General features: G+C 74.7%; 21 protein-coding genes, 1 tRNA gene and 1 pseudogene. 5 read left to right on the top strand and 18 right to left on the bottom strand.

Annotation, left to right across the window (positions count from 1 at the left end):
- The 5 genes from ftsH to dacB all read right to left on the bottom strand — a co-directional run bounded on the left by ftsH (window position 1) and on the right by dacB (window position 6,351).
- The gene (gene ftsH, locus BN344_RS06715) at window positions 1-1,974 is read right to left on the bottom strand and encodes an ATP-dependent zinc metalloprotease FtsH (protein ID WP_040337453.1); all 1,974 of its coding nucleotides are present in this window, start codon (window positions 1,972-1,974) and stop codon (window positions 1-3) included.
- A 224-nt stretch (window positions 1,975-2,198) separates the two neighbouring features.
- Window positions 2,199-2,783, bottom strand: coding sequence for a hypoxanthine phosphoribosyltransferase (gene hpt / locus BN344_RS06720; RefSeq protein WP_331279632.1), 585 nt, complete (start codon window positions 2,781-2,783; stop codon window positions 2,199-2,201).
- The gene (tilS, locus tag BN344_RS06725; RefSeq protein ID WP_040337454.1) at window positions 2,783-3,802 is read right to left on the bottom strand and encodes a tRNA lysidine(34) synthetase TilS; all 1,020 of its coding nucleotides are present in this window, start codon (window positions 3,800-3,802) and stop codon (window positions 2,783-2,785) included. Before tilS ends, hpt begins: the two co-directional genes overlap by 1 nt.
- A 2-nt stretch (window positions 3,803-3,804) precedes the next feature.
- Window positions 3,805-4,887 carry a zinc-dependent metalloprotease gene (locus BN344_RS06730; protein ID WP_040337455.1) on the bottom strand — a complete coding sequence of 361 codons (1,083 nt, stop codon included), beginning with the start codon at window positions 4,885-4,887 and terminating at the stop codon, window positions 3,805-3,807.
- A 42-nt stretch (window positions 4,888-4,929) separates the two neighbouring features.
- Window positions 4,930-6,351: a D-alanyl-D-alanine carboxypeptidase/D-alanyl-D-alanine endopeptidase gene (gene dacB / locus BN344_RS06735; protein ID WP_040337456.1), complete on the bottom strand. Its 1,422-nt coding sequence runs from the start codon at window positions 6,349-6,351 to the stop codon at window positions 4,930-4,932.
- A gap of 56 nt (window positions 6,352-6,407) precedes the next feature.
- Between dacB and BN344_RS06740 the strand changes: the two genes are divergently transcribed.
- On the top strand, window positions 6,408-6,902 hold the full coding sequence (locus BN344_RS06740; protein WP_040337457.1) for an inorganic diphosphatase: 495 nt from the start codon (window positions 6,408-6,410) through the stop codon (window positions 6,900-6,902).
- Window positions 6,903-7,055: 153 nt separating this feature from the next.
- On the opposite strand, the gene BN344_RS06745 is transcribed toward BN344_RS06740, so the two are convergent.
- From BN344_RS06745 to BN344_RS06765, 5 genes are all read right to left on the bottom strand, one after another.
- Window positions 7,056-7,128, bottom strand: a tRNA-Thr gene (locus BN344_RS06745).
- A 69-nt stretch (window positions 7,129-7,197) separates the two neighbouring features.
- Window positions 7,198-8,394 carry a DNA polymerase III subunit delta' gene (locus tag BN344_RS06750; RefSeq protein WP_040337458.1) on the bottom strand — a complete coding sequence of 399 codons (1,197 nt, stop codon included), beginning with the start codon at window positions 8,392-8,394 and terminating at the stop codon, window positions 7,198-7,200.
- Window positions 8,391-10,712 (bottom strand): dTMP kinase, encoded by a 2,322-nt coding sequence (tmk, locus tag BN344_RS06755; RefSeq protein ID WP_231486547.1) that lies wholly within the window; start codon window positions 10,710-10,712, stop codon window positions 8,391-8,393. Before tmk ends, BN344_RS06750 begins: the two co-directional genes overlap by 4 nt.
- Window positions 10,713-10,862: 150 nt before the next feature.
- Window positions 10,863-13,733: a type I DNA topoisomerase gene (gene topA, locus BN344_RS06760; RefSeq protein ID WP_040337460.1), complete on the bottom strand. Its 2,871-nt coding sequence runs from the start codon at window positions 13,731-13,733 to the stop codon at window positions 10,863-10,865.
- A gap of 376 nt (window positions 13,734-14,109) precedes the next feature.
- Window positions 14,110-16,380, bottom strand: a complete 2,271-nt coding sequence (locus BN344_RS06765; protein WP_051515601.1) for a sodium-translocating pyrophosphatase — start codon at window positions 16,378-16,380, stop codon at window positions 14,110-14,112.
- A 212-nt stretch (window positions 16,381-16,592) separates the two neighbouring features.
- Here BN344_RS06765 and BN344_RS06770 point away from each other — a divergent pair, with 212 nt between their 5' ends.
- A complete protein-coding gene (locus BN344_RS06770) occupies window positions 16,593-19,049 on the top strand; it encodes a DEAD/DEAH box helicase (protein WP_081788396.1) in 2,457 nt (818 codons plus the stop codon).
- A gap of 39 nt (window positions 19,050-19,088) precedes the next feature.
- Here the strand turns inward: BN344_RS06770 and BN344_RS21170 are convergent.
- The 7 genes and pseudogenes from BN344_RS21170 to ssd all read right to left on the bottom strand — a co-directional run.
- A pseudogene (locus BN344_RS21170) lies at window positions 19,089-19,421 on the bottom strand (Rv3654c family TadE-like protein); the annotation flags it as partial.
- Window positions 19,418-19,813 (bottom strand): TadE family type IV pilus minor pilin, encoded by a 396-nt coding sequence (locus BN344_RS06775; protein WP_231486549.1) that lies wholly within the window; start codon window positions 19,811-19,813, stop codon window positions 19,418-19,420. The gene BN344_RS06775 and the pseudogene BN344_RS21170, both read right to left, overlap by 4 nt.
- Before the next feature lies 1 nt (window position 19,814).
- Complete coding sequence (locus tag BN344_RS20640; RefSeq protein WP_081788397.1) at window positions 19,815-20,075, bottom strand: DUF4244 domain-containing protein; 261 nt, start codon at window positions 20,073-20,075, stop codon at window positions 19,815-19,817.
- A 123-nt stretch (window positions 20,076-20,198) separates the two neighbouring features.
- Window positions 20,199-20,945 carry a type II secretion system F family protein gene (locus BN344_RS06785; protein WP_040337462.1) on the bottom strand — a complete coding sequence of 249 codons (747 nt, stop codon included), beginning with the start codon at window positions 20,943-20,945 and terminating at the stop codon, window positions 20,199-20,201.
- 19 nt (window positions 20,946-20,964) lie between these two features.
- The gene (locus tag BN344_RS06790) at window positions 20,965-21,642 is read right to left on the bottom strand and encodes a type II secretion system F family protein (RefSeq protein ID WP_231486552.1); all 678 of its coding nucleotides are present in this window, start codon (window positions 21,640-21,642) and stop codon (window positions 20,965-20,967) included.
- A 98-nt stretch (window positions 21,643-21,740) separates the two neighbouring features.
- Window positions 21,741-22,883: a TadA family conjugal transfer-associated ATPase gene (locus BN344_RS20170; RefSeq protein ID WP_040337464.1), complete on the bottom strand. Its 1,143-nt coding sequence runs from the start codon at window positions 22,881-22,883 to the stop codon at window positions 21,741-21,743.
- On the bottom strand, window positions 22,880-23,968 hold the full coding sequence (gene ssd, locus BN344_RS20175; protein WP_051515602.1) for a septum site-determining protein Ssd: 1,089 nt from the start codon (window positions 23,966-23,968) through the stop codon (window positions 22,880-22,882). Before ssd ends, BN344_RS20170 begins: the two co-directional genes overlap by 4 nt.
- Before the next feature lie 126 nt (window positions 23,969-24,094).
- Between ssd and BN344_RS06805 the strand changes: the two genes are divergently transcribed.
- Both BN344_RS06805 and BN344_RS06810 read left to right on the top strand, forming a co-directional pair.
- Window positions 24,095-24,946, top strand: coding sequence for an HAD family hydrolase (locus BN344_RS06805; protein WP_040337465.1), 852 nt, complete (start codon window positions 24,095-24,097; stop codon window positions 24,944-24,946).
- A gap of 57 nt (window positions 24,947-25,003) precedes the next feature.
- The gene (locus tag BN344_RS06810) at window positions 25,004-25,306 is read left to right on the top strand and encodes a hypothetical protein (RefSeq protein WP_040337466.1); all 303 of its coding nucleotides are present in this window, start codon (window positions 25,004-25,006) and stop codon (window positions 25,304-25,306) included.
- An 18-nt stretch (window positions 25,307-25,324) separates the two neighbouring features.
- Here BN344_RS06810 and BN344_RS06815 read toward each other — a convergent pair whose 3' ends face one another.
- Complete coding sequence (locus BN344_RS06815) at window positions 25,325-26,113, bottom strand: Fic family protein (protein ID WP_051515603.1); 789 nt, start codon at window positions 26,111-26,113, stop codon at window positions 25,325-25,327.
- A gap of 63 nt (window positions 26,114-26,176) precedes the next feature.
- Here BN344_RS06815 and BN344_RS06820 point away from each other — a divergent pair, with 63 nt between their 5' ends.
- Window positions 26,177-26,728, top strand: coding sequence for a histidine phosphatase family protein (locus BN344_RS06820; protein WP_040338076.1), 552 nt, complete (start codon window positions 26,177-26,179; stop codon window positions 26,726-26,728).

The raw sequence follows: 26,728 nt of genomic DNA on the forward strand, positions 1-26,728 counted from the left end.
TCATCGCTGGACCGGTGCGCCGACGTCCCCGACCGGCGTCGTGTCGTGACCGGCCGATCCGTTGTGCCCTGCCCGCTCCGACGGCGTGAGGATCGGCGGCTGGTCCGACGGCGTGCGCTTGCCGAAGCCGTTGTACGGCGCGAGCGAGGGCCGCTTGGCGACCGGCGCGCAGATCCGGGCCATGTCCTCCTTGGAGAGGGTCTCCTTCTCCATCAGCTCGAGCACGAGCTGGTCCAGGACGTGCCGGTACTCGACCAGGATCTCCCAGGCCTCGTCGTGGGCGGCCTCGATCAGCGCCCGGATCTCGCCGTCGATGTCCGCGGCGACGGCCTCGGAGTAGTCCGGACGGGACCCCATGTCGCGGCCCATGAAGGGCTCGGCGGCGTCGCTCCCGTACTTGACCGCGCCGAGCTTGGCGCTCATGCCGTACTGGGTGACCATCGCCCGGGCCATCGAGGTGGCCTTCTCGATGTCGTTGCCCGCTCCGGTGGTCGGCTCGTGGAAGACCAGCTCCTCGGCGGCGCGACCACCCAGCGCGTAGGCCAGGGTGTCGATCATCTCCGAGCGGGTCTGGGTGTACTTGTCCTCGACCGGCAGGACGAGCGTGTGCCCCAGTGAGCGGCCGCGCGGCATGATCGTGACCTTGTGCACGGGGTCGAGGTTCGGCAGCGCGTGGGCCACCAGAGCGTGCCCGCCCTCGTGGTAGGCGGTCACCTTCTTCTCCTTCTCGCTCATCGCCCGCGTCTTGCGCTCGGGGCCCGCCGTGACCCGGTCGATGGCCTCCTCGAGCGTCTCGTCGGTGATCAGCGAGCCGTTGTGGCGGGCGGTGAGCAGCGCGCCCTCGTTGAGCACGTTCGCGAGATCGGCGCCGGTGAAGCCCGGGGTGCGGCGGGCGAGGGTCTCCAGGTCGACGTCGGGGGCGAGCGGCTTGCCCTTGGCGTGCACGGAGAGGATCGCCTTGCGGCCCTCGAGGTCGGGCCGGTCGACGGCGATCTGCCGGTCGAAGCGGCCCGGGCGCAGCAGCGCCGGGTCGAGGATGTCCGGCCGGTTCGTCGCGGCGATCATGATCACGCCGCCCTTGGCGTCGAAGCCGTCCATCTCGACGAGCATCTGGTTGAGGGTCTGCTCGCGCTCGTCGTGGCCGCCGCCCATGCCCGCGCCGCGGTGCCGGCCGACGGCGTCGATCTCGTCGACGAAGATGATCGCCGGGGCGTTCTCCTTGGCCTCCTTGAACAGGTCGCGAACGCGGCTGGCACCGACACCGACGAACATCTCGACGAAGTCCGAGCCGGAGATGGAGAAGAACGGGACCCCGGCCTCGCCGGCGACGGCGCGGGCGAGCAGGGTCTTGCCGGTCCCGGGGGGACCGAACAGCAGCACGCCCTTGGGGATCTTCGCGCCGACGGCCTGGAACTTGACCGGGTTCTGCAGGAAGTCCTTGATCTCGTGCAGTTCCTCGATGGCCTCGTCGGCCCCGGCGACATCCGAGAACGTCGTCTTCGGGGTGTCCTTGGTGACCTGCTTGGCCTTGGACTTGCCGAAGGCCATGACGCCGCGGCCGCCGCCCTGCATCGAGTTGAACAGCCAGAACAGCAGGAGCAGCAGGATCAGGAACGGCAGGAAGCCGATGAGCAGGCTGACCAGGAGGCTCTCCTGGGTGACGTTGGTGTCGAAGTCCTCGGTGTCGCCCTCGCGGAGCAGCTCGACCAGGGTCTCCTCGACGGCCACCGGGTAGGAGGCGGTGACCTCGGTGCTGCCCTCGACCTCGTCGCGCAGCTGCAGCTCGAGGGTCTGCTCCTTGGTGTTGAGCGTCGCGGACTCGACGTTGTCGTCCTCGATCTGGGCCAGGGCAGTGGCCGTCGAGACCTCCTGGAGGGCGCCGTTTCCGCGGAAGAGGGACGACAGCGTGAGGGTCAGGATGATGACGATGACGACCCAGAACCACACGGAGCGGTAGAACTTCTTACGTTCCATACACCGATGCCGGGCACCGGCGTGGCCGGTCTGCCCGTCGACCCTCCCGATCGTCCGGTGACACTGCCTGCAACTGGGGCAGGAGACCCCGGCGCCGGAGCAGCGTCGTCACGATCGACGGTACACCGGGCGACCTGTGGATTCCCCGGCCGTGACACTGTCGCCCTACCGGGCGACACCGCGGCCAGGTGCCGTCCCCCTGCGGCGCGGAGCCGCTGCGTCAACTACGCGTAGATCTCTTCCTTGAGCGTCGCGATGTAGGGCAGGTCGCGGTAGCGCTCGGCGTAGTCGAGGCCGTAGCCGACGACGAACTCGTTCGGGATGTCGAACCCGATGTACTTCACCGGCACCTCGACCTTGACGGCGTCGGGCTTGCGCAGCAGCGCGCAGACCTCCAGGGACGCCGGCTGGCGGCCACCCAGGTTCTTGAGCAGCCAGGACAGGGTGAGCCCGGAGTCGATGATGTCCTCGAGCACCAGCACGTGCTTGCCGGTGATGTCGCGGTCGAGGTCCTTGAGGATGCGCACCACGCCGGAGGAGCTGGTCGCCGACCCGTAGGACGACACGGCCATGAACTCCATCTGCGTGGGCAGTTGCAGCGCGCGGGCGAAGTCGCTCATGAACAGCACCGCGCCCTTGAGGACGCCGACGAGGAGGACCTCCCTGCCGGCGTAGTCGATGGCGATCTGGGCGGTGAGCTCGCCGATCTTCGCCCGGATCTGCTCCTCGCTCAGCAGCACGTGGTCGATGTCGGGCCCGTAGCCGTGGTCGTTGCCCAGGGCCCCGGTGCTGCTGCCGGCGTCGGTCACTACGGCTCCTCGAACTCTGCAGATGTGTCGTGCGCACGAGCTGCCCGCGGAGCGGGGCCCTGCAGGACCAGCCTGCCAGACGTGCGGACGACGCCCGCGCCGCCCGGCAGATCCACTCTCCCCTGACCGCTCCAGCGCACCAGGAGGGCGTCCACGGCGGTCAGGTGCACCGCCTGCAGGTCGGGCACCCCACCGGCGCGCAGCCAGCCGCGGAGCACCCTCGTCCGCAGTGCCACGGGGAGCGCCGCGACGTCGACGGCGGGCAGTCCTTCCTCGTCGGCCAGGCGGGCGAGATGTGTGCCGGCGAGGTCGTCGAGAGCGTCGAGGTCCGCGCGCAGCAGCGCCGCGGTGCGCGCGAGGGCCGGCGCGACCCCTCCCCCGAGCACGTCCTCCAGCAGCGGCAGCACCTCGGTGCGCAGCCGCACCCGGGTGTAGGCGGGGTCGTCGTTCCAGGGGTCGTCCCAGACCGGCAGCTCCTGGGCGGCGCAGGCGGCGCGTGTCGTCGTCCGCCGGACCTGGAGGAGCGGCCGCCACCAGGTGGTGCCGCCGTCCACCCGCTGCTCGACCATCCCGGCCACCGAGCGGGGCCCGGAACCGCGGCCGAGTCCCAGCAGCACGGTCTCGGCCTGGTCGTCCAGGGTGTGGCCCAGCGCCACCCGCGCCCCGTGCTCGTCCGCGGCCGCGGCCAGCGCGGCGTACCGAGCCGCCCGCGCCGCGGCCTCCGGGCCGCCCGCGCCGCGCACGTCCACGCGGGTGACCAGCACCGGCGCGAGGCCCATCCCGCGCAGCAGCGTCGCGGTCCGCTCGGCGCGGTCCGCCGAGCCCGGCTGCAGTCCGTGGTCCACGGTGACCGCCCCGGCCGGCACTCCGGCCCGGGGCGCCTCGAAGGCGACCGCCGCGGCCAGCGCCAGGGAGTCCGCTCCCCCGCTGCACGCCACCAGCACCGGCTGCTCCGCCGCGACCAGCCCGGGGCGGACCGCGCTGCGGACCTGCGCGACCGCCGGGGACGGGCCGGCCACGCTCAGGCCGGGATGGCCGGCCGGCCCAGGACCCGCTCGACCCAGCGCTCGGGAGCGGTGAGCTCCTCGATGAGCGGCAGGTTCGCCGGCTTCACCCACACCTGGTTGAAGCCCTCCATGCCGACCCGGTCGATGACGCCGCCGACGAACACCCGGCCGTCGGCGTACTGCTTCATCTTCTGCTCCAGCCCGAGCAGCCGGCGCAGCACGCGGTCGAGCGGGCCGCGGCCCTTGCGACGCTGGGCGAAGCGCTTGCGCAGGGTGCGCACCGTCGGCACGACGTCCGGGCCGACGCCGTCCATCACGTACTCGGCGTGGCCCTCGACGAGGCTCATCACTGCGGTGACCCGGTCGAGCACCTCGCGCTGGCGGGGATCGCGGACCAGCGCCATCAGGCCCTCGGACTCGCCGTCGGCGCCCCGGATCGCGTCGCCGACGCCGCGGAGCAGGTCCTGCAGGCGGTCGCGCAGGACGTCGGCGGTCAGGTCGGTGGCGTCGACGAACTCCGCGATCTGGCTCTCGAGGTAGGGCCGCAGCCACGGGACGGCGGTGAACTGGAGTTGATGGGTGACCTCGTGAAGGCACACCCAGAGCCGGAAGTCCGAGGGGTCGACGCCGAGCTTCTGCTCGGTGGCCACGATGTTCGGCGCCACGAGGAGCAGCCGGCCGCCGGTGCCGAAGACCTCGTACTGACCGAGCACGCGGGAGCTGAGGAAGGCCAGGACGCCGCCGGCCTGGATCCCGGTCGCCCGCGAGCCGATGGCGGTGGCGAGCGCACCGGGGCGGCTGCCCTGCTTCTCGGCGAGCGCGTCGACGAGCGGGTCGAGCAGCGCCGACATCCCGCGGGCGTTGGCATCGACCCAGCCGGGACGGTCGACGACGGCGACCTCCGGGAGCGGTCCCCCGGCGACGGCGGTCATGCCGGTGAGGCGCTCGACGTGCGCGACGGCAGTGGCCGCGGCCTCGTGGAGTTCGCGGACGACCGCGGCGGCCTCCTCGCGGGTGGTGCTCGGTCCTGGCCCGGCGAGCCGGCGGGCGGTCCGGCCGGCGAGGTCCCAGTCGACCATCGAGGAGGCGCTGCTCATCGCCTCACCGTACCCGCGGCGGCGGCTGCGCTCCGGCCGTCGCTACCTGCAGCCGCAGGCGGCCAGGGCGGCGGCGACGTCGTCGAGCGCGTCCTCGGCGGCCGCCTCGCTGCCCGACCCGTCGGCGAGGACGGCGAAGGCCAGTAGGCGACCGTCCGCGGTCACCGTCGTGCCGGCGAGGGCGTGCACGCCCAGCAGGGTCCCGGTCTTGGCGCGCACCGCGCCGGGCGCGGTAGCGGCGTCGCCCCGGTCGAACAGCGTGCCGTCGTACCCGGCGACCGGCAGCCCGGACAGCAGCGCCGAGGCGCCCGGGATCGAGCCGTCGGCCGCGCCGGCCACCACCTCGGTGAGCACGCCGGCGGGGACCTGGTTCAGCCGGGAGAGGCCGCTGCCGTCGGACAGGTCGACGCCGCCGGTCCCGACGCCGGCGTCCGACAGCGCGGCGACGACCGCGTCCGCCGCGCCCTCGAAGGAGGCCGGCAGGTCGCGGGCCAGCGCCACGTGGCGCGCCAGCGCCTCGGCGAGCACGTTGTCCGACATCGACAGCATCTGCTCGACCAGCCGGGCGACGGGTGCGGACTGCACGGTGCCCAGCGTCTTGGCTCCCGCGGGCGCCTCCCCCAGCACGACGGTGGCCCGGGGCGCGCCCAGCGCGTCGGCGAGCGCCGCGCCGGCGTCGATGCCGGGCTGGCCGCTGCGGGCCTGAGAACCCGGGCTGACCCGTGCGCCGTCGACCGCGGTCGCGGTGATGGGGGCGGCGTAGCTGGACGGCGCGTCGGCCGGGCCCCAGCCTGCGGCGGTGAGCGGACCGGTGAACAGCGAGCTGTCGACGACGACCCGGGTCACCGTGGTGCCGGCGGGGAGGGCGGCGACCACCTGCGCGGCGAGGTCGGCGACCGTCGGGGCACCGGAGTAGGTCTGCGAGGGCGAGGTGCGCGAGAGCGTCGGGTCGCCGCCGCCGACGAGGACCACCTCCCCTGGAGCGGCGCCGGCGACGACCGTCGTCGGCAGGGTCTCGGAGGGGTCGATCGTGGTGAGCGCGGCGACGGCGGTCAGGAGCTTGGCGGTGGACGCCGGGACGGAGGGGTCGTCGGCGTCGAGGCCGAGCAGGACCTCCCCGGTGGCGACGTCGAGGACCTCCGCGGAGACGCCCGTCCCGAGGCCCGGGGCCGCCAGCAGCGGCTGCAGGCGGGCGGCGAGGACCGCGGGATCGAGGGCGGGCGCGGCGCTGTCGAGGGACGCCAGCACCGGCGTCACCTCGCCCAGCTCGGGCAGCTCGGCGTCGGGGACCGTCACCGTCCCGGTGGCGGTCGACTCGCCCCCACCACCGAGGCCGCCGGCGAGGGCCACACCACCGCCGGCGAGGAGGACGACGAGTGCGACGCTCCCCAGTGCGATGCGCCGACGGAACCGTCCGGTCTTCGCTGTGACGATCGTCGAACCGCTCGACGCGATGGTGCCCACCCCCCAATCGGTACCTCCGAGGATCGCGCGGAGGCACCATGGGAGAGACTAGGCGCGTGCAGTTCGACGTGACGGTAGAAATCCCGAAGGGCCAGCGGAACAAGTACGAGCTGGACCATGCCACCGGACGCATCCGATTGGACCGGATGCTGTTCACCTCAACCCGCTATCCGGCGGACTACGGCTACATCGAGAACACCCTGGGCCAGGACGGCGACCCGCTCGACGCCCTGGTGCTGCTCGAGGAGCCGACCTTCCCCGGGTGCCTGATCACCTGCCGGGCCATCGGCATGTTCCGCATGACCGACGAGGCGGGCGGGGACGACAAGGTCCTCACCGTGCCGGCGACCGACCCGCGGATGTCGCACCTCATGGACATCACCGACGTGTCGGAGTTCGACCGCCTGGAGATCCAGCACTTCTTCGAGACCTACAAGGACCTCGAGCCCGGCAAGTCCGTCGAGGGCGCCGAGTGGGTCGGCCGCGAAGCGGCCGAGGAGGAGATCCGGGCGTCGCTCGAGCGCGCCAAGAATCAGGCGCCGCACCACTGACCAGACGTCCCCGGCCCTTCGGGTCCCCGAGCGCACCGACGGCGGCTCACCTCTCGCGAGGTGGGTCGCCGTCAGCGTTCTCGGGCCCTGGTCCGGGTGCCGGGAACGACGCAGCGGGCCCGTCCTGGAGGACGGACCCGCTGCGGTGAGGAGAGCCGCCTGTCGGAATCGAACCGACGACCTTCTCATTACGAGTGAGATGCTCTACCGACTGAGCTAAGGCGGCGGACGTGCCCGCACAGACTACGGCACCCCCGACGCCGTCCGGCGCCGGGGCGGGGCACTGCGCGGGGCGTCAGGCGGGCAGTCGCAGCGCCACCGTGAGCGCCTCCAGGGCGAACTGCGGCTTGACGTTCTGCTCCAGCGCGGTGCGGCAGTCGAGGATCGCGTCGATCCGCCGCAGCGCCCCTTCGGCGCCGATCCGGCGGGCCAGCTCGAGGGCGTCGGCACGGCGGTCGGGGTGGTTGAGCGGCAGGTCCGCGGTCGGGGATCCACCGCTGCTCATGGCGGCGAGGACCATCGCGTCGCGGTACAGACCCGCGAGGTCGACCAGCGCGCGGTCCAGGGCGTCGCGTCCGATGCGGGTGGCGCGCGACTTCTGCCGCCGCTCCAGCTCCTTGAGCTGACCCGCGCTCCCCCGCGCTGCCGCGACGACGCCCGGCCCGCGGGCGCCCACGCCCAGGCTGTTCTTCAGCGCCTCGGTCTCGGCCCCGTCGAGGACCTCGGTCGCGGCCTCCGTCTCCTCCTTCGCGGAGCCGACGAGGTCGTCGGCGGCCTCCATGCAGGCGCCGAGGGACACCAGCCGCAGGGGGACGTCGAGGACGGCCTTGCGGGCCAGCCGGGCCTCCTCGTCCCGGGCCAGCCGGCGGGCGCGACCCACGTGGCCGCCCGAGGCGGCGGCCGACCACGCGGCCAGGGCCGGGTCGACGCCGTCACCGACCAGCACCTCGGCGATCGCCGCCGCCGGTGGGGTGCGCAGCGCGACCACCCGGCACCGGGACCGGATGGTCACCGGGACGTCGTCGGGGTGCAGGCTCGGCGCGCAGAGCATGACCACCGTCCGGGGCGGCGGCTCCTCGATCATCTTGAGCACGGCGTTGGCGGCCGACTCGCTCATGCGGTCGGCGTCCTCCACGATGATCATCTGCCAGCGCCCCTGGGAGGGCGACCGGCCGGCGACGCGCACCAGCTCGCGGGCCTCGGCGACGCCGATGGAGAGCCCGTCCGGGACGATCACGGTGACGTCGGCGTGGGTGCCGGCCAGCACCGTCCGGCACGCGTGGCACGTGCCGTCGCCGCCGTCCGGGCACTGCAGGGCAGCGGCGAAGGCGCGGGCGGCGACCGACCGGCCGGAGCCCGGGGGCCCGGTGAACAGCCAGGCGTGGGTCATCGCCGTCGGGTCGGTGATGGCGGTCCGGAGCTCCTCGACCACCGCCCGCTGGCCGATGACCCGTGTCCAGACGCCCTCGGTGGCCGCGACCGCGGTGCTCACGGGTGCAGCTGGGGGGTCGCGCCGGTCTGGGCGTGCGGATGCCGCGCCATCGGCGCCGGCGTCTCGGGCTGCCCCTCGACGACCCGGCCGTCCTGCGGGAGCGTCTGCAGCGGCAGGCCGGACAGCAGCTCGGCCACGCGGACGCGGATCGCGGCGGCCAGGTCCTCCGGGCTGCCCGTCGCGTCCAGCACCAGGTAGCGGTCGGGATCGGCCTCCGCGAGCGCCCGGAACGTCTGCCGTACCCGCTGGTGGAAGTCCAGGGACTCCGACTCCATCCGGTCGGCCACCGCGCGGCCGCGGGCGCGGGCGAGCCCGAGCTCGGGCGGCAGGTCGAGCAGCACCGTCAGGTCCGGCTGCAGCCCGCCGGTGGCCCACCGGGACAGCATCCGCACGTCGTCGAGCGGGATCGTCCGGCCCGCGCCCTGGTAGGCCAGGGAGCTGTCCACGAAGCGGTCGGTGATGACGACCGCGCCCGCCTCGAGCGCGGGCCGGAGGACGTCCTCCACGTGCTGGGCGCGGTCGGCGGCGTACAGCAGCGCCTCCGAGCGCGGGGCGATCCCCGTCTGCGAGCGGTCGAGCAGGATCGAGCGGATGCTGGCGCCCGAGGGCGTCGCGCCGGGCTCGAAGGTGGCCTGGGCGACGAGGCCCTCTCTGGTGAGCCACTCCTGCAGCCTCTTGACCTGGGTGGACTTGCCGGCACCCTCGCCGCCCTCGAAGGCGATGAGCACCCCGCCCCCGGCCAGGCGACGCCGGGCCGTGGTGTCCCGGCGCAGCGCGGTGACGACGTCGGCCAGCAGGGGCACGGGCCGGCCGTCGTCCATCTGCCGGTAGGCCAGCACGCCGACGCCGACGGCGATCAGCCCGGCGGCGAACAGGGCCAGCCGCTCACCGGTGACCGACACGTCGAACAGCCCCAGGTCCACCGTCCGCCGCTCGAAGAGACCGACGGCGAAGGGCGTGAAGGCGAGGCTGAGGATGAGCGCCGCCCGGACCAGCGAGTTCACCAGCGCGAACGTGCGTCCGCGGACCGCGTCCTCGACCTCGGTGCCCAGCAGCGTGAACCCGGCGAGGTAGGCGATCCCGGCGAAGAAGCCCATGGCGACGACGAGCGCCAGCGCCATCCACAGCGCGACGCTCCAGACCAGCAGCAGCACCATGGCCCCGGCGCCGACGATGGCGATGCCGAACAGCCGCTGGCGGGACAGGTCGCGCGCCACGCTGGGGCCCACGGCGATGCCGATGCCGAGACCGACGAAGACCGCGCCGAACAGCAGTCCGTACGCGGCCGAGCCGGCATCGAGCGAGCGGGCGAAGGCCTGGCCGGTGGCGATGACCACGCCCGCGGCCATGAACGCGCCGCTGATGCCGACGACCAGTCCCCGGACCAGCGGCGTGTGGCCGGCGAAGGTGAAGCCGCTGCGCAGCGAGCCCAGGAAGCTCTCGCCGCCCTCGACGGCCGGACTCGCGCTGCGGCGCCCGCTGATCGAGGGGAGGTTCCAGATGATCACCGCGGCGACCAGGTACGTCAGCGCGTTGAGGTAGAGGGCGAGGTCGATCTCGTCGACCTCGGGGACGGCCTCGCTCAGCGGGGCGCCGATGACGGCGAGCAGCGAGAAGGCCAGCGCCGCCAGCACGGGGGTGAACCCGTAGGTGGTCACCAGGGACAGCTGGTTGGCCGGCTCCAGTTGGTCGCGACGCACCATGTTGGGGACGGCGGCGTCCTTGGCCGGGATGAAGAACAGGCTGACGGCCTCGATGACGAACTGGGCGATGAACAGCCAGACGATCTCGTTGACCAGCGGGATCGAGGCGAACAGCAGGAAGCGCACGACGTGGGTGGCCACCATCGTCTTGCGGCGGTCGAAGCGGTCGGCGAAGGCACCGGCGACCGGGCCCAGCACGATCGCGGGCAGCAGCCGGAACAGCAGCACCGCACCGAGGGCGAAGTTCTGGGCGGCGAACTCGTCGAACTGCGCGGTGGCGGTCGCGGTGATGGCCAGCAGGCCGAGCCAGTCGCCGAAGCTCGACAGGCTCGTGCTGTACCAGAGCCGGCGGAAGTCCCGGATCCGCAGGACCGAGCGCAGCTTGGCGACGAGTCCGACCCCGTCGACCTGGGCGGGCTCGTCCGGCTCGACCGGTGGCGCCACGGCCTCGGGCGGCACGGGCGTCCCGGCCGGCGGCAGCCCGTCACCCTGCGCGCCCCCGCCCGGCACCGTGGCAGCGCCCTCCGCCGCACGGGGCGGAGGTGCGGTCCGCTCGTCCGGCGCCGCCGGCTCCTCGCGCGGCGACCCCGGAGGCGTCGGGTCGGAAGGAATCACGGCTCCCGTGGTCGGAGTGCCCGGGGACGCCAGCCGGCCCCGGCGGGCTCACGGTACCGGCGCACCCCGACGATCCCGAGACCTTTCCGCCCGTACGGGTGGGTCGCCGGGCTCCCGGCCCCCGCCTCGACGGCGGGGACCGGGGCCCGATCAGCTGGTCGCGACCGGCTCGGCGGCCGTCGTGGCGGTCGCCTTCTTCGCGGCGGCCTTCTTGGCCGGAGCCTTCTTGGCCGCGGTCTTCTTGGCGGCGGGCTTCTTCGCCGCCTTCTTCTTCTTCGCCGGACCGGCAGCGCGGCGGTCGGCGAGCAGCTCGGCGGCGCGCTCGATGGTGATCGTCTCGACGTCGTCGCCCTTGCGGAGGCTGGCGTTCGTCTCGCCGTCGGTCACGTAGGGCCCGAACCGGCCCTCGCGCACGGTGACCTGCCCCTCGGTCACCGGGTCGGGACCCAGCTCCCGGAGCGGGGCCTTCGCGGCGGCGCGACCGCGCTGCTTGGGCTGGGCGAAGATGGCCAGCGCCTCGTCCAGCGTGACCGAGAAGAGCTTCTCCTCGCTGTCGATCGACCGGGAGTCGGTGCCCTTCTTGAGGTACGGCCCGTAGCGGCCGTTGAGCGCCTGGATCTCCTCACCGTCCGGCGCGGCCCCCACGGTCCTGGGCAGCGTCAGCAGCTTCAGCGCGTCGTCGATGGTCACCGTCTCCGGTGACATGGACGCGAACAGGCTCGCCGTCCGCGGGGACTCCTTGCTGCCCTCGGGGACGACGGTGGTGACGTAGGGGCCGTACCGCCCGGCCTTCACGACCACCGGGAGGCCCGACTCCGGGTCGGTGCCGAGCTCCCGGTCGCCCGACGGCGCCTCGAGCAGCTCGCGCACCTTCTCCTCGGTGAGCTCGTCCGGCGCGATGTCCTCGGGGATGCTGACCCGCGCGCCGTCCTCCCCGCCTGCCTGCAGGTAGGGGCCGTAGCGACCGACCCGCGCGACCACCGGCTGCCCGTCGGGGCTGGTGGCCCGCAGCGGGATGGAGTTCACGCCGCGGGCGTCGATCTCCTCGAGCCGCTGCCCGACGATCTGCTTGAGCCCGCCGGACTCGGCGATCCCGCCGTCGTCCCGCCGCTCGCCACCGAAGTAGAACTCGGTCAGCCAGTCCACCCGCTGCAGGGTGCCGCCGGCGATCTCGTCGAGCTCCTGCTCGAGCGACGCGGTGAAGTCGTAGTCCACCAGCTGGGCGAAGTGCTGCTCCAGCAGGTTCACCACCGCGAAGGCGATGAACGAGGGGACCAGCGCGTTGCCCTTCTTCCACACGTACCCGCGGTCCTGGATCGTCTGCATGATCGACGCGAAGGTCGACGGCCGCCCGATGCCCAGCTCCTCGAGCCGGGCGACCAGGCTCGGCTCGGTGTAGCGGGACGGCGGCTGGGTGGTGTGCCCCTTGGCGTCGAGCGTCCGGGTGTCCAGCTGCTGGCCGCGCTCGAGGCGGGGCAGCCGGCGTTCGGCGTCGTCGGCGCCGGGCTCGTCGTCGCCGTCCTTGTTCGCCCCCTCGTCGCGGGACTCGACGTAGGCGCGCAGGAAGCCGGGGAAGGTGATCGTGCGCCCCGACGCGGTGAACTCGACCGCCTCGTCGGTGGCGCTGCGGCCGGCCAGGCGGATGCTCACCGTCTGCCCCACCGCGTCGGCCATCTGCGAGGCGACGGTGCGCTGCCAGATGAGCTCGTAGAGGCGGAACTCGTCGCGGCCCAGCTCGGAGGCGAGCTGGCCGGGCGTGCGGAAGCTGTCACCCGCGGGGCGGATGGCCTCGTGCGCCTCCTGGGCGCCCTTGGTCTTCTTGCTGTACCGCCGGGCCTCGGCCGGGACGTAGGCGTCGCCGTACAGCTCGCGCGCCTGCTGCCGGGCGGCGTTGATCGCCTCCTCGGACAGGTTCGTCGAGTCGGTACGCATGTAGGTGATGTGACCGTTCTCGTACAGCCGCTGGGCCACCCGCATCGACTGCGCCGAGGACCAGCCGAGCTTGCGCCCGGCTTCCATCTGCAGCGTGGAGGTGGTGAACGGCGCGTACGGACGACGGCGGTAGGGCTTTTCGTCGACGCGGCCCACCGACACCTGGCGGCCCTCGAGCCGCGCGGCCAGCCCGCGGGCCCCTGCCTCGTCCAGGTGGACGACGTCGCCGGTGACCCGGCCGGTCGCGGCGTCGAAGTCCTTGCCGGTGGCGACCCGGCTGTCGTCGACGCTGACCAGCTTGGCCCGCACGGTGGTGGGCTCGCCCGCGTCGGCTCCGGTGGCACCCCCGGAGACACTGCCGGGGACGGCGAAGGTGCCCTCCAGCGACCAGTAGTCGGCGGCGTGGAAGCTCATCCGTTCCCGCTCGCGCTCGACGACGATGCGGGTGGCGACCGACTGGACGCGGCCGGCCGAGAGCTTGGGCAGCACCTTCTTCCAGAGGACCGGGCTGACCTCGTAGCCGTAGAGCCGGTCGAGGATGCGGCGGGTCTCCTGGGCGTCGACGAGGGCGGTGTCGAGCTCGCGCGGGTTGGCCACGGCGCGGGCGATCGCCTCGGGGGTGATCTCGTGGAAGACCATCCGGCGGACGGGCACCTTCGGCTTGAGCGTGTCGATCAGGTGCCAGGCGATGGCCTCGCCCTCGCGGTCCTCATCTGTGGCGAGGTAGATCTCGCTGGCGTTCTTGACCAGCTGCTTGAGCCGGCTCACCTGCTGCTTGCGGTCGGGGCTGACCACGTAGAGCGGCTCGAAGGAGTTGTCGACGTCGACCCCGAGGCGGGCCCAGGCCGCGCCCTTGTGCTCGGCGGGCACGTCGGCGGCGTTGCGCGGCAGGTCGCGGATGTGCCCGACGCTGGCCTCGACGACGTAGCCGCTGCCGAGGTAGCCGGCGATCTTGTTCGCCTTGGTCGGCGACTCCACGATGACCAGCGGCTTGCCGCCGGGCGCAGCCGTTCCCCGACGCGGGGCCTTGGGGGCGCCGGCGGCCGGTTCGGTGCTCTCGCTTCCGGTGTGCGTGGTCTTCGTGGGCACGGTGCTCCTGTCGGTGGTGCCAGGTAATGCTGGGGTAATGCTGGGGTGATGCTGGCTGGGGCGATGCTGGGTGCGGCCCGCAGGGTCGGTGCTCGGCTCCGCGCCGGGGGCCGGCGCCTGGCGCACCGCCGCGAATGGCCCCCTCGGCGGGCCACGGTAAGCCACCCGACCGACACGGGGTCGGGGACGACCCTCCCTGGGCGCGCCGTCACCCTGTTCGAACGTGCATGCTCCGTGACTGTTCCCGGAGGCGCCAGGGCCGTCCCGCCATGGGGTCAGTCAGATCGGCGGGGCGACGCACGGTCCACCCGGGAACGCCACCGCGCCGCGACCCTCCCGCCGGGTGATCCGACGGGAGGGTCGCGGCGCGGACGGGTCAGGGAGCGGTCGTCGTCAGCGTTCCGGAGCTCTGCTGCCCGGACGCCTCGCCGCCGACCACGACCGAGCGCCGCTTGGAGATCACGACGGCGGCCACGATGACCGCCGTCGCCCCCAGGGCGATGGCGACCCGCACCAGGTCGTTGGCGTCCTCGCCCACCGAGAGGCTGACGACCGCCGGGGCGATGATCAGGGCGACGAGGTTCATCACCTTGATCAGCGGGTTGATGGCCGGGCCGGCGGTGTCCTTGAACGGGTCGCCGACCGTGTCGCCGATGACGGTGGCCGCGTGCGCCTCGCTGCCCTTCCCGCCGTAGCTGCCGTCCTCGACCATCTTCTTGGCGTTGTCCCACGCGCCGCCGGAGTTGGAGAGGAAGACAGCCATCAGCGTGCCCGCGGCGATCGCGCCGACGAGGTAGGCCGCGAGCGGGCCGAAGCCCAGGCCGAAGCCCACCGCGACCGGCGCCAGGACGGCGAGCAGACCCGGGGTGGCCAGCTCGCGCAGCGAATCCTTGGTGCAGATGTCGACGACGGCGCCGTAGTCGGGCTTCTCGCTGTAGTCCATGATCCCCGGCTTGGTGCGGAACTGCTCCCGCACCTCGAAGACCACCCGTCCGGCGGCGCGGGAGACGGCGCTGATCGCCAGCCCGGAGAAGAAGAACACGACCGCGGCACCGATGATCGCGCCGACGATGTTGTTCGGGTTCACCAGGCTGAACGCGTCGCCGAGCGTGTCGCCGGCGTCCTCGAGCGCCACGTCGATCTGCGCGTTGTACGAGCCGAAGAGCGCCGTCGCCGCCAGGACCGCGGTGGCGATGGCGATGCCCTTGGTGATGGCCTTGGTGGTGTTGCCCACGGCGTCGAGGTCGGTGAGCACCCGCGCGGCGTCGTCGTCGATGTCACCCGACATCTCGGCGATGCCCTGCGCGTTGTCGCTGACCGGACCGAAGGTGTCCATGGCGACGATGACGCCCGCGGTCGTGAGCAGACCGCAGCCGGCGAGCGCGACGGCGTAGAGCGCCGCACCGCCGCCGATGAGGAAGGCCCCGTAGACGGCACCGCCGATGAGCAGCGCTGCGTAGACCGCCGACTCCAGCCCCAGCGAGATGCCGGAGAGGATGACCGTGGCCGGACCGGTCAGCGAGCTGCGGCCGATGTCCTTGACGGGCTTGCGGCTGGTCTCGGTGAAGTAGCCGGTCAGCTGCTGGATGAGCGCGGCGAGCGCCACACCGATGAGGACCGAGACGAAGCCGAGGACCTGGGGGCTGACCTCCATGTCCACGCCGTCGGAGATCTCCGGCAGGTAGGTGAAGGACGCCGCGGCGACCAGCACGAGGGAGACGGCGGCGGAGGCGAAGAAGCCCCGGTTGATCGGCACCATCCCGCTGGAGTCGCCGGCGGCGGGCCGCGTGGCCAGCACCCCGACGACCGAGGCGATGATGCCGATGGCGGCGACGATCAGCGGGAAGACCATGCCGACGTTGCCGAAGAAGACCTGCCCGAGGATCAGCGCCGCGACCAGGGTGACGGCGTAGGACTCGAAGAGGTCAGCGGCCATGCCCGCGCAGTCGCCGACGTTGTCGCCCACGTTGTCGGCGATGGTCGCCGCGTTGCGGGGGTCGTCCTCGGGGATGCCCGCCTCCACCTTGCCGACCAGGTCGGCGCCGACGTCGGCGGCCTTGGTGAAGATGCCGCCACCCACGCGCATGAACATCGCCAGCAGGGCGCCACCGAAGCCGAAGCCCTCGAGGACGACCGGGGCCGTGTCCTGGAAGAGGAGCAGGACCAGCGCCGCACCGAACAGGCCGAGGCCGACGGTGATCATGCCGACGACCCCGCCGGTCCGGTACGCGAGGCGGAAGGCCGGCTGGTAGCCGCCGCCGGTGCGGGACGCGGCGGCCACACGGACGTTGCCGCGGGTCGCCAGGGTCATGCCGATGAAACCGACGGCGGCCGAGAAGAGCGCGCCGACCAGGAAGAACACCGCGCGCCCGGTGCGGGTCTCCCATCCGCCCTCCGCGACCGGCAGCACGAGCAGCAGGAGGAAGACGATGACGGCGAAGACGCCGAGCGTGCGGAACTGCCTGCGCAGATAAGCCGCCGCGCCTTCCTGGACCGCCTGCGCGATCTCGCGCATCTTCACCGTGCCCTGGTCAGCGGCCATCACGGCCTTGATCAGGTAGGCGGCGAAGCCGAGGGCGGCCAGGGAGATGACGAGGATGACGGCCACCAGTGCCGTATCCCCGCCGGACAGCGAATCCTCGTGCATGCGTTTCCTCCCAGCGTCGATTGCCGCCGGGGAGCGCCGGTGCTCCCCGGTCGGCGGAGGTACCGCTGCGGTGCGGACGGTGGCGCACCGTAACGCGCGGAAGTGTAAGGGAGATCACAGCTCGTGCATCCGTCTGGCACGATCTGTTACCTGCATCACACAGCTGCCATTCCGCAGGCCGCCCTGTCGCAGGAAGGTGTGACAGTGGAGGCGTGACCACGCTCCACCCCCCGCCCTCGGCTCCCGCCTCTGACAGGGCGTCGCGGAGCGCGGCCGGGGATGGCCCGCCGCCGGGCGCCGAGCTGCTCGCCTCGCTGCTCGCCGCCACCCCGGAGGAGGAGCGGCCGGTCACCCACGTGCACGCGGTCCCCGTCCGCGAGCGCCGCACCCTTCCGTGGCCGGAGTGGGTCGGGGACGAGCTCCGGGGCCGGCTGGAGGAACGCGGCGTGGCCGCCCCCTACCGCCACCAGGTCGAGGCCGCCGAGCTCGCGCACGCCGGCCGGCACGTCGTCGTCGCCACGGGCACGGCGTCGGGCAAGTCGCTGGCCTACCAGCTGCCCGCGCTGAGCCGGCTGGCCGAGGACCCCCGCGCCTGCGTGCTGTACCTGGCCCCGACGAAGGCCCTCGCCCGCGACCAGCTGGGCTCGGTGGCGGCGCTGGCCGACCCGTCGGTGCGCCCCGCCGCCTACGACGGCGACACCCCGGGTGAGGAGCGCGACTGGGTGCGCCGGCACTCGCGGTGGATCGTCACGAACCCGGACATGCTGCACCGCGGGATCCTGCCGGCCCACCAGAAGTGGTCGAGCACCCTGCGACGGGTGGCCTACGTGGTCATCGACGAGTGCCACGCCTACCGCGGCGTCTTCGGCTCCCACGTGGGGCACGTCCTGCGCAGGCTGCGTCGGATCTGCCGCCGCTACGGCGCGGACCCGGTGTTCGTGCTGGCCTCGGCCACGGTCGCCGACCCGGCGGGGGCCGCCTCGCGGCTGGTGGGCGAGCCGGTCGTCGCGGTGACCGAGGACGGTTCTCCCCGGCCGGGCGCCACGTTCGCCCTGTGGGAGCCGCCGCTCACCGAGCACACCGGCGAGCACGGCGCTCCGCTGCGGCGGTCCGCCGCGGCCGACGCCGCCGGGTTGCTGGCCGACCTCGTGGAGCGGGGAGCCCGCACGCTGGCGTTCGTGCGCTCGCGGCGGAGCGCGGAGTCCGTCGCCGACCAGGCCCGCCGGTTGCTGCGCGACCGCGGCCGGGACGACCTCGTCGGCCGCGTCGACTCCTACCGCGGCGGTTACCTGCCCGAGGAGCGGCGGGAGCTGGAGCGGGCGCTCTCGGCCGGCGACCTGCTGGGTGTGGCCACCACCAACGCCCTGGAACTCGGCATCGACATCGCCGGCCTCGACGCCGTCGTGCTCGCGGGCTACCCCGGCACCCTCGCGTCGCTGTGGCAGCAGGCCGGACGGGCGGGGCGGGCGCAGAAGGAGTCCCTGGTGGTGTTCGTCGCCCGCGACGACCCGCTGGACCACTACCTCGCCCACCATCCACGGGCGGTGTTCGGCCGGCCGATCGAGGCGACCGTCACCGACCCGTCCAACCCCTACGTCCTGGCCCCGCAGCTGTGCTGCGCGGCGGCGGAGCTCCCCCTGCGACCGGAGGACCTGGCCGAGTTCGGCGGGGCGGCGGCCGAGGCCGCGGTCGAGCAACTGGTCGCCGACGGGCAGCTGCGCCGGCGACCGACCGGCTGGTACTGGGCCGGCCGAGGGCGCCCCGACGTCGACATCCGGGGCAGCGGTGCCGAACCGGTGGCCATCATCGAGGGCGCGACCGGCCGGCTGCTGGGCACCGTCGACGGTGGCGCCGCGCACGCCACCGTGCACGAGGGGGCCCTGTACGTGCACCGGGGTGACACCTTCGTCGTCGACGAGTACGACGTGGACGACGCCTGCGCGGCCGTGCACGCCGAGAGCCCGGAGTGGACCACCGTCGCCCGGGACGTGACCGACCTGGCGGTCGTCTCGGTGGAGCGCAGCCGCCCGCTGGGTGCGGTCACCGCGCACACCGGCGTCGTCGACGTGACCAACCAGGTGGTGGCCTACCAGCGCCGCCGGCTGGGGACCGGTGAGGTGCTGGCCGAGTTCCCGCTCGACCTGCCGGCCCGCCAACTGCGCACCCGCGCGGTCTGGCTGACGCTCGGCGACCGGGCGGTGGAGCGCGCCGAGGTCGGCGAGACCGAGCTGCCCGGCTCCCTGCACGCCGCCGAGCACGCGGCGATCGGCATCCTGCCGCTGCTGGCCACCTGCGACCGGTGGGATCTCGGCGGCCTGTCGACCGCCCTCCACCCGGACACCGGCACCGCGGCGATCTTCGTGTACGACGGGCACCCCGGCGGCGCCGGCTTCAGCGAGCGCGGGTTCACCGTGCTGCGCGAGTGGCTGCAGGCGACCCGGGCAACCGTGGCCAGTTGCGAGTGCGACAGCGGCTGCCCCTCGTGCGTGCAGTCCCCCAAGTGCGGGAACGGCAACGACCCGCTGGACAAGGCCGGGGCGGTGCGCGTGCTCGACGTCGTGCTCGACGAGCTCGCCGGGGCGGGCGAGCCGGTCGGGGTGGACGAGCCGGTCGGGGTGGGCGAGGACCGGGTGGACGGCCCCGCCGACGAACCCGACCTCGTCTTCTGACCCGGCCGCACCCGGGTCCGGCAGCACCGGGCCGGCGCGGGCGCGCGCGGTCGCGACCCCGGGACCGACCGGGCCGAGGTCCACGCGCACGCTGACCACCACGTCCACGACGCCGCCCTCATCCGTGGTGCAGCGCTCCAGGCGTGCCCCGTTCGCCGTGGCCACCTCGCCGGCGACGGCGCAGGCGGCCGGATCGGCCAGGACGGCTCGCCCGGCGGCGGCCAGGGCCGCGAGGTCGGCCGCGCCGCCCGCCCGGTGCCGGGCGACCGCGGCCGAGCCCACGAGCACCCCGGCCAGTCCGACCAACGCCAGGACGCCGCCCAGGGCCAGCACCCACACGGTCGCCGACCCGCGCTCCCGCTCCGCACTCACGGGAGCTCCCCCGGCGCCCCCGGCTCGCGCTGCGCCACGGCCTCCGCCGACAGGCGGGTGCGTAGCGGCAGCGGGCCCAGGGGTGCCACCTCGACGGTGACCGTGACGTGGACACGCGGCCCCGCATCCCGCACCGACGTCGCCGCTCCCTCCGGAGCGACCCGGCCGGCCAGCTCCGCCACCACCTCCGAGCTCTCGCCGCGGGCGGCGGCGCGGGCTCCCTCCCGGGCGGCGTCGACGCAGCGGAGCTGAGCACCGACCACGGTCACCACGGCGACGGCGCCCGCCAGGACGAGCAGCAGGACCGGGAGGACCACCGCGGTCTCCGCGGTGACCATCCCCGATTCGCCGTCGGCACCGGACCGGGGACCGCGCGTGCGGATGCGGGCCACGTCAGGCCAGCGTCGCGAGGGCCCGGTCGACGAGGTCGGTGAGGCCGTCGACGACCGAGTCACCGGTGACCACCCGGAAGAGGACGGCCGCGAACGCGCAGGCCGCCACCGTGCCGACTGCGTACTCGGCGGTGCTCATGCCCGCTTCCGGCTCGGCGCGCAGGCGCGCCAGCCGCCGCCGGAGTGCGCCGCGCACGGGCGCCGGGGCGGTGCCGGCCGGCGGGAGCTGCTCGTCGGGGAGGGGGTGGGGGCTGGTGGACACGGGTGCCTCCTGGCGTTCGGGGCCCGCGGTCCGGGCCGTCGTCCCGAGCCTCCGGGGCCGGAGCCATGAACCCCGGGGCGCAGCGACATCTGTGGAGGGCACCCCGCGCTGTGGACGGGCCGGTCAGCCGAAGACGTCGCCGGCGATCCCGAGCACGAGCGGCACCACGCCCAGGCACAGGAATGCGGGCAGGAAGCACAGCCCCAGTGGGGCGAGCACCCACACGCCGGCACGGTGGACGGCGGCCTGGGTCGCCGCCCGTTCGGCGGCCCGGCTCTCACCGGCGAGGGTCCGCAGTGCACCGACGACGGTGGCCCCGGACTCCCCCGCCCGCTCGAACACCCGGCCCAGTGGCGCCAGGGGTTCCGGCGCGTCGGCCCAGGCCCGCCGCGGATCGGCGCCGAGCCGCGACAGAGCGGCGACCGATCGCAGGTGATCGCCCAGGGGTCCCTGGACCGCGCCGCCCACCGCCTCGAGCGCCCCGTCCACCGGCAGCCCCGCGGTGAGGCACACCGCGAGCAGGTCGCAGGCGGCCGGCAGGTCGCGGTGCAGTGCGGTGCGGGTGGTCGCGGCCTCGTCCGGCAGACCACGTCCCAGCGCCCGCTCGGCGACGACGGCGACGACGCCCCCGGCCGCCAGCCCGACGGGCCCACCCAGCACCAGCGCGACGGCCAGTCCTGCCGCACCCGCGAGGACCCACCGGCGCCGCCGCTCGCCCGGGCCAGTCCGCTCCGGAGCCGGCGGCCGGACGCCGTCCTCCGCCCGCCGCAGCGCCGCCCACCGCCGGGCCCCGGTCCCACCAGCGGCCGGCCACAGCACCAGCGCCGCAGCCAGCACTCCCAGCGTCGCCCCGAGCCCGTGCGCGGTCACGACCGGCTGCCGGCGGCGATCACCGCAACGCCCGCTGCACCAGGTGGTGCGACCAGGCCAGACCGGTCGCCTCGAGGGCGGCTCCGGCGACGAGCAGCACCTGACCGGTGGCGGTGGTCGTGAGGACCGACCAGGGATCGGCGCCCACGCCGCTGCCCATGAGCAGGCCGAGCACCGGCAGACCGGCCAGCACCGTCGCGCTGGCGCGGGGGCCAGCGGTGGCCGCCCGGAGCTCCACGCGGTGCCGGGAACGGGCGCGCAGGTCGTCCTCGACCGCCGTGGCCACCGCGGCCAGCGAGCAGCCGGTGCGCTGACTGAGCCGGGTGGCCGCCGCGGTCCTGGCCAGGGCCGCATCGAGCTCGCCCGGCAGGTCGGGCGGAGCCACCTCCGGCGTGCGCACCGCCCGGAGCAGCGACCTCCCGACGGCCGTGTCCCCGCAGGCGCTCCCGGCGGCGGCTGCCGCCGCGTCCAGCGACCGTCCGCTGCGCAGCTCGGCCGCCAGCGCGGCGAGTCCGTCGGCCAGCCCACGCAGACCGGCGTCCACGCGGGCGGCGGCCCGCCGCGTGGCCAGGGCCCTGCCACCTGCCCAGGCGCCCGCCCCGGCCAGCACCGCGACCAGCGGCGTGCTGACGATCGCGCCGGCCGCCCCGGCGAGCACGGCCGCCATCACCGGTGGCCGGACCGGATGGAGGAGCACCGGACGGGCGCCGGATCCTGGCCGGGGTCCGAGGCGGTCCGCCGTCCGGCGTCCCGGCCACAGGAGGAGGGATGCCACGCCCAGCAGCAGTGCCCCGGTCACCCCGCCTCCCCGGCCCCGGCGAGCAGGGCGTGCAGCCGGTCCGCCGCGGGGCACGGCCCACCGTCTGCCCGCCACCCGGGTTCCACGACGACCAGGTCGCCGGCCCGGCGCAGCACGCCCAGCTCGTCGACGCGGCGGCCTCCCGGGGTGCGGCGCAGGTGCACCACGACGTGCAGAGCAGCCGCCGCGAGGCTGTGCACCGCGGAGCGGTCCAGTCCGGCGGCCACCCCCAGGGCCTCCAGCCGCGCGGGCACCTCCGCCGGGCGGTTGGCGTGCAGCGTGCCGCACCCACCGTCGTGCCCGGTGTTCAACGCGGCGAGCAGCTCGCTCACCTCGGCGCCCCGCACCTCCCCCACCACCAGGCGGTCCGGCCGCATCCGCAGGGCCTGGCGCACCAGGTCGCGGAGGGTGACCTCACCGACGCCCTCCACGTTCGGCGGTCGGGTGAGCAGGGCGACGACGTGCGGATGCGCGGGGGCGAGCTCGGCGGCGTCCTCGCAGGTGAGCACGCGCTCGGCCGGCCCGACCTCACCGAGCAACGCGGAGAGCACCGTCGTCTTCCCGGACCCCGTGCCGCCCGTGACGAGGAAGGCCAGCCGCCGGCGGACCAGTGCGCGCAGCAGTCCGGCACTCTCCCGTGGGAGCGCACCCAGCGCCTCGAGGTCGGCCAGGCTGTGCGAGCACCGCCGCAGCACGCGCAGCGAGAGGCAGGTGCTCGCCGCGACCGGGGCGAGCACGGCGTGCAGCCGGGTGCCGTCGGGCAGGCCCACGTCCACCCACGGCACGGCGTCGTCGAGCCGGCGTCCGGCGGCGGCGGCCAGCCGCACGGCGAGCCTGCGGACGGCGGCGTCGTCGGGGAAGCCGACCTCGGAGAGTTCCAGCCCCGACCCACGATCGATCCAGACGCGATCGGGCGCGGCCACGAGCACGTCGGTGACGTCGGGCAGGCGCAGCAGCGGCTCCAGCGGGCCGGCACCGGCCAGTTCGTCGACGGCGTCCCGGACGGCCCGCAGCACGTCGTCGTCCCCGAGCAGGCCGCGGCTCTCCTGGCGGACGACGGTGGCGACCTCGGCCTGCGTCGGCATGCCCGGTTCCAGCGCCAGCCGAGCACGGACGCGATCGAGCAGGCCGGTGCTCACGCCGCGACCTCCGGCAGGCTGCCGAGGACGCGCCGGGCCAGGACGCCGAGCGGGCTGCGCTGCGCGACGGCCGGCGGCTCGCCGCGCTCGCCCCTGGCGACGGCGCTGCGGTCGTGCGGCAGCTCGGCCAGCACCGGGCGACCGACGACCTCGCCCACCTCGGCGGGCGAGAGCCCTCCAGGGACGGGGCGCACCACCAGCTGCGCCGTGGACCAGGGCGAACCCGGGGCGCAGACCAGCAGCCGGGTGGCGGTGACCGCGCGCAGCCGGGCCGGCACCACGAGGAGCGCGAGGTCGGCGTCGGCCAGGACGGTGTGCGTCGTCGGGCAGATGCCGCCGGACCCGGGGCGGGGCAGGTCCACCACCACCGGGCAGCCCTCCGACCGGACCGCCTCCACGATGGCCCGGACCGCCTCCTCCGGGACCGCGGGCGCCGCGGACCGCGCCGTCGCCAGCACGTGCACCCCTGCCACCTCGGGCAGGCAGGCGCGCAGCGCCTCCCCGGAGACCCGGCCCCGGAGTCCGGTCAGCTCGGGCCAGCGCAGACCCTCCTCGCGCTCGGCGCCCAGCAGCAGGTCCAGGCCCGCACCCCAGCCGTCGGCGTCGACCAGCACCGCCCCCGGGGCCGCCGCGACCGCGAGACCGGCGGCGACCGTGCTCGCCCCCGCGCCTCCGCAGCCACCACCGACCGCCACCAGCCAGCCGCGCGGAACCGGGACGCGCACGGCCGCGGCGGCCCGGGAGAGGAGCCAGCCCTCGTCGTCCGGGAGCAGCGCGACGCGCTCGGCGCCCACCTCGACCGCCGCCGCCCACTCCGGCGCCGGGAGCTCCTCGCGGGCGACCACGACGACTCCGGGTCGCCGCGGCAGAGCGCGCACCGCCGCGGCGCCGAGCACGTCCGCTCCCAGCAGGACCAGCGCCGCGTCCCGGTGCGCCCGGCGCAGCGGCGGGCCGCCGACGGCGATCTCCGGCTCGGTGCCCGCGGCGGCCAGCACGCGGAGCAGGTCGTCGAGCAACTCCTCGTCCCGGCTCACCACGAGCGGGCGGCCGGACGTGGTGGAGGGCAGCGAGGAAGGGGCGGACACGCGCCCAGCCCACCCGGGAGTGGGCAGACAGTGCCAGACCGGCAGACGAACTGTGGATGACTCGTTCGGGTGTGGACGGCGCGCGGGTCCTGTCACCCCCGTCCGGCCCTACTAACCTCATGCCTCGTGACCCGCGCAGCGGCGTTCTTCGACCTGGACAAGACGATCATCGCCAAATCCAGCACCCTGGCCTTCGGCCGCCCGTTCTTCCAGGGCGGGCTGATCAACCGACGCACCGTGCTGAAGACGGCCTACGCGCAGTTCGTCTTCTCCCTCGCCGGCGCCGACGCCCAGCAGATGGAGCGGCTGCGCGCCCAGATCACCGCCATGTGCACCGGCTGGGACGTCGCGACGGTTCACGAGATCGTCCGCGAGACGCTGCACGAGATCGTCGACCCGCTGGTCTACGCCGAGGCCGCCGACCTCATCGAGGAACACCGTGCGGCGGGCCGGGAGATCGTCATCGTCTCCAGCAGCGGCGCGGAGATGGTCGAGCCGATCGGCGAGATGCTGGGGGCCGACCGCGTCGTCGCCACCCGGATGGTCACCGAGGACGGCCGCTACACCGGCGAGATCGAGTACTACGCCTACGCGGAGAACAAGGCCGCCGCGATGGCCGAGGTCGCCGCCGAGGGTGGCTACGACCTCGCCGACTGCTACGCCTACAGCGACTCGGTGACCGACCTGCCCATGCTCCAGGCGGTGGGCCACCCCACCGCCGTCAACCCCGACCGGGGTCTGCGCAAGGCCGCGCTGCGGCACGGCTGGCCGGTGCTGCAGTTCGAGCGGCCCGTCAGCATGCGGTCGCGGTTCTCCGTGCCGCCCGCCCCGGTGGTCACGGGCGCGGCCGCGATGGGTGTCGGAGCGGCCGTGGTCGGCCTGGCCTGGTACGCCCGGCACCGCACCGCGCGCTCGGCCCTCCCGCCCGGTGGCGCTCCCGGTCCGCTCTCGGGACGACGGCGGCGGCGCGGCGCCTGACCCGCCCGTCCGGCGGGGCACCGGCCCCGTCGGCCCCCCGTCGGCCATCCTGCGGTCGTGTTCACCGCCGTCCTCGCCTGGCTCACGGTCCTGGCCGTGTGCGTGGCGGCGGTGCTGGTCGGCCAGTCGGTGCGCACAGCGCCGCGGCGCCGGCCGCGCGGCCCCACCGAGCGGCTGGGCCTGTTCCTCTCCTTGTCCGGCCCGTGGCTGGCCCTGCTCGGCGCCGCCGGTTACGGCGCGCACACCGGCGCCTGGCTGCCGGCCGCGGCCGCCGGTGCGATCGCCGTGACGACCGTCGCGGTCACCGGGCTGGTGCTCGGGGCACCGTCCGGGAGTTCACCCCGGACCCGCCGGGGCTGAGGGGGACGAGGTGCGTCGTCAGCCGCGCAGCAGGCTCTCGCAGATGGCCAGACCCTCCAGCGCGCCGTGCTCGGTGGCGCGGCAGCAGTGCACCAGCCAGCCGCCGACACCCTCGGGCCGGCCGGACGCGTACCCGGCCAGTGCCTCGTCGTAGGCCGGCCGGCCCAGTTCCGCGAAACCCACCTCCGGCACCGACACCGCCTTGGGGTCCAGCCCGCGGGCGATGCCGGTGAGTCGGCCGGCCGCCCGCGCGACGAGTCCGTCGGCCGTCCCGAACGGGGCGAGCGCGGCCAGCTCGCCGTGCACCAGGGCGGCGACGAGCACCGCGGGAGCCGTGGTCGCCCCGGTCACGAGGGAGAACAGGCCCGACAGCCGCGGTCCCGCGTGCGCGCCCGGCCGGCCCAGGTCGGCAGGGCCCACCCGGTCGGCCGCGGCCAGCACGTGCAGGCGGGCGAGCACCTGGCCGGGGGCCTTCTGCCACGTCTCGACCATCGCGCCCAGGCCGGCGGAGACCCGCAGCGCACCCTGCACCACCGGATCGTCGACGGCGCCGGCCCGCAGCTCGGCCAGGGGCACGTCCACTCCCTCGAGCGCGGCCGACGCCCGCGCGCCCCGCAACGCCGACTCCGTGCTCACGCCCGCCGACTCCCGGCGCAGCACCTTGTGGCTCAGCAGGCGGTCGACGGCCGCGCGAGCCGAGTCGGCCGCCTCGTGGACGCCCGGCAGCTCGAGCAGCGGCGCCAGCGGGTCGGGCGCCCCCGGACGGGCAGCGGGACGGGCGGCGCCAGGACGGACGGGAATGCTCACGACGACGACGGTACGAGGCGCGCGCCGGTGACCGACGGCCCCCTGGCTACGCTCCCTCCCACCATGGCCCGCCCGCTGACCCTCCTCCTCGTCCGGCACGGCCAGACGGTGTGGAACGCGGCGGGCCTCATGCAGGGGCAGACCCCGCACGTGCCGCTCACCCCGCTGGGGCGCTCGCAGGCGGAGGCGGCGGCGGAGATGCTGACCCGGCTCTCCCCCGGTGCGCTCGTCAGCAGCGACCTGCTGCGCGCCGTCCAGACGGCGGAGTACTGCGCCCGGGCGACCGGCCTCCCCATCGTCCGGACACCCGCGCTGCGCGAGCAGGGCTACGGGATCCTGGAGGGCCGGCCGTCACGCGAACTCTGGGACGTCGTCGACTGGGCCGATGCGCACTGGTCGGCCGAGGGCGGCGAGAGCCTCGCGGAGCTGCACGGCCGGGTCGAGGCCTACCTGCAGGACCTCTGCGCCGATCCGCCGGCCGACGTGATCGCCCTGGTCACCCACGGCGACACGATCCGCGCCATCCAGGCGGTGGTCGCCGGCCTGGGCCCCGACGCCATGCCGGCGGTCACCCCGGCCAACGGGAGCGTGACCCGGCTGGAGTACTGCCCGTGA

It is taken from the genome of Candidatus Blastococcus massiliensis AP3, assembly GCF_000582785.1.
Classification (GTDB): domain Bacteria; phylum Actinomycetota; class Actinomycetes; order Mycobacteriales; family Geodermatophilaceae; genus Blastococcus; species Blastococcus massiliensis.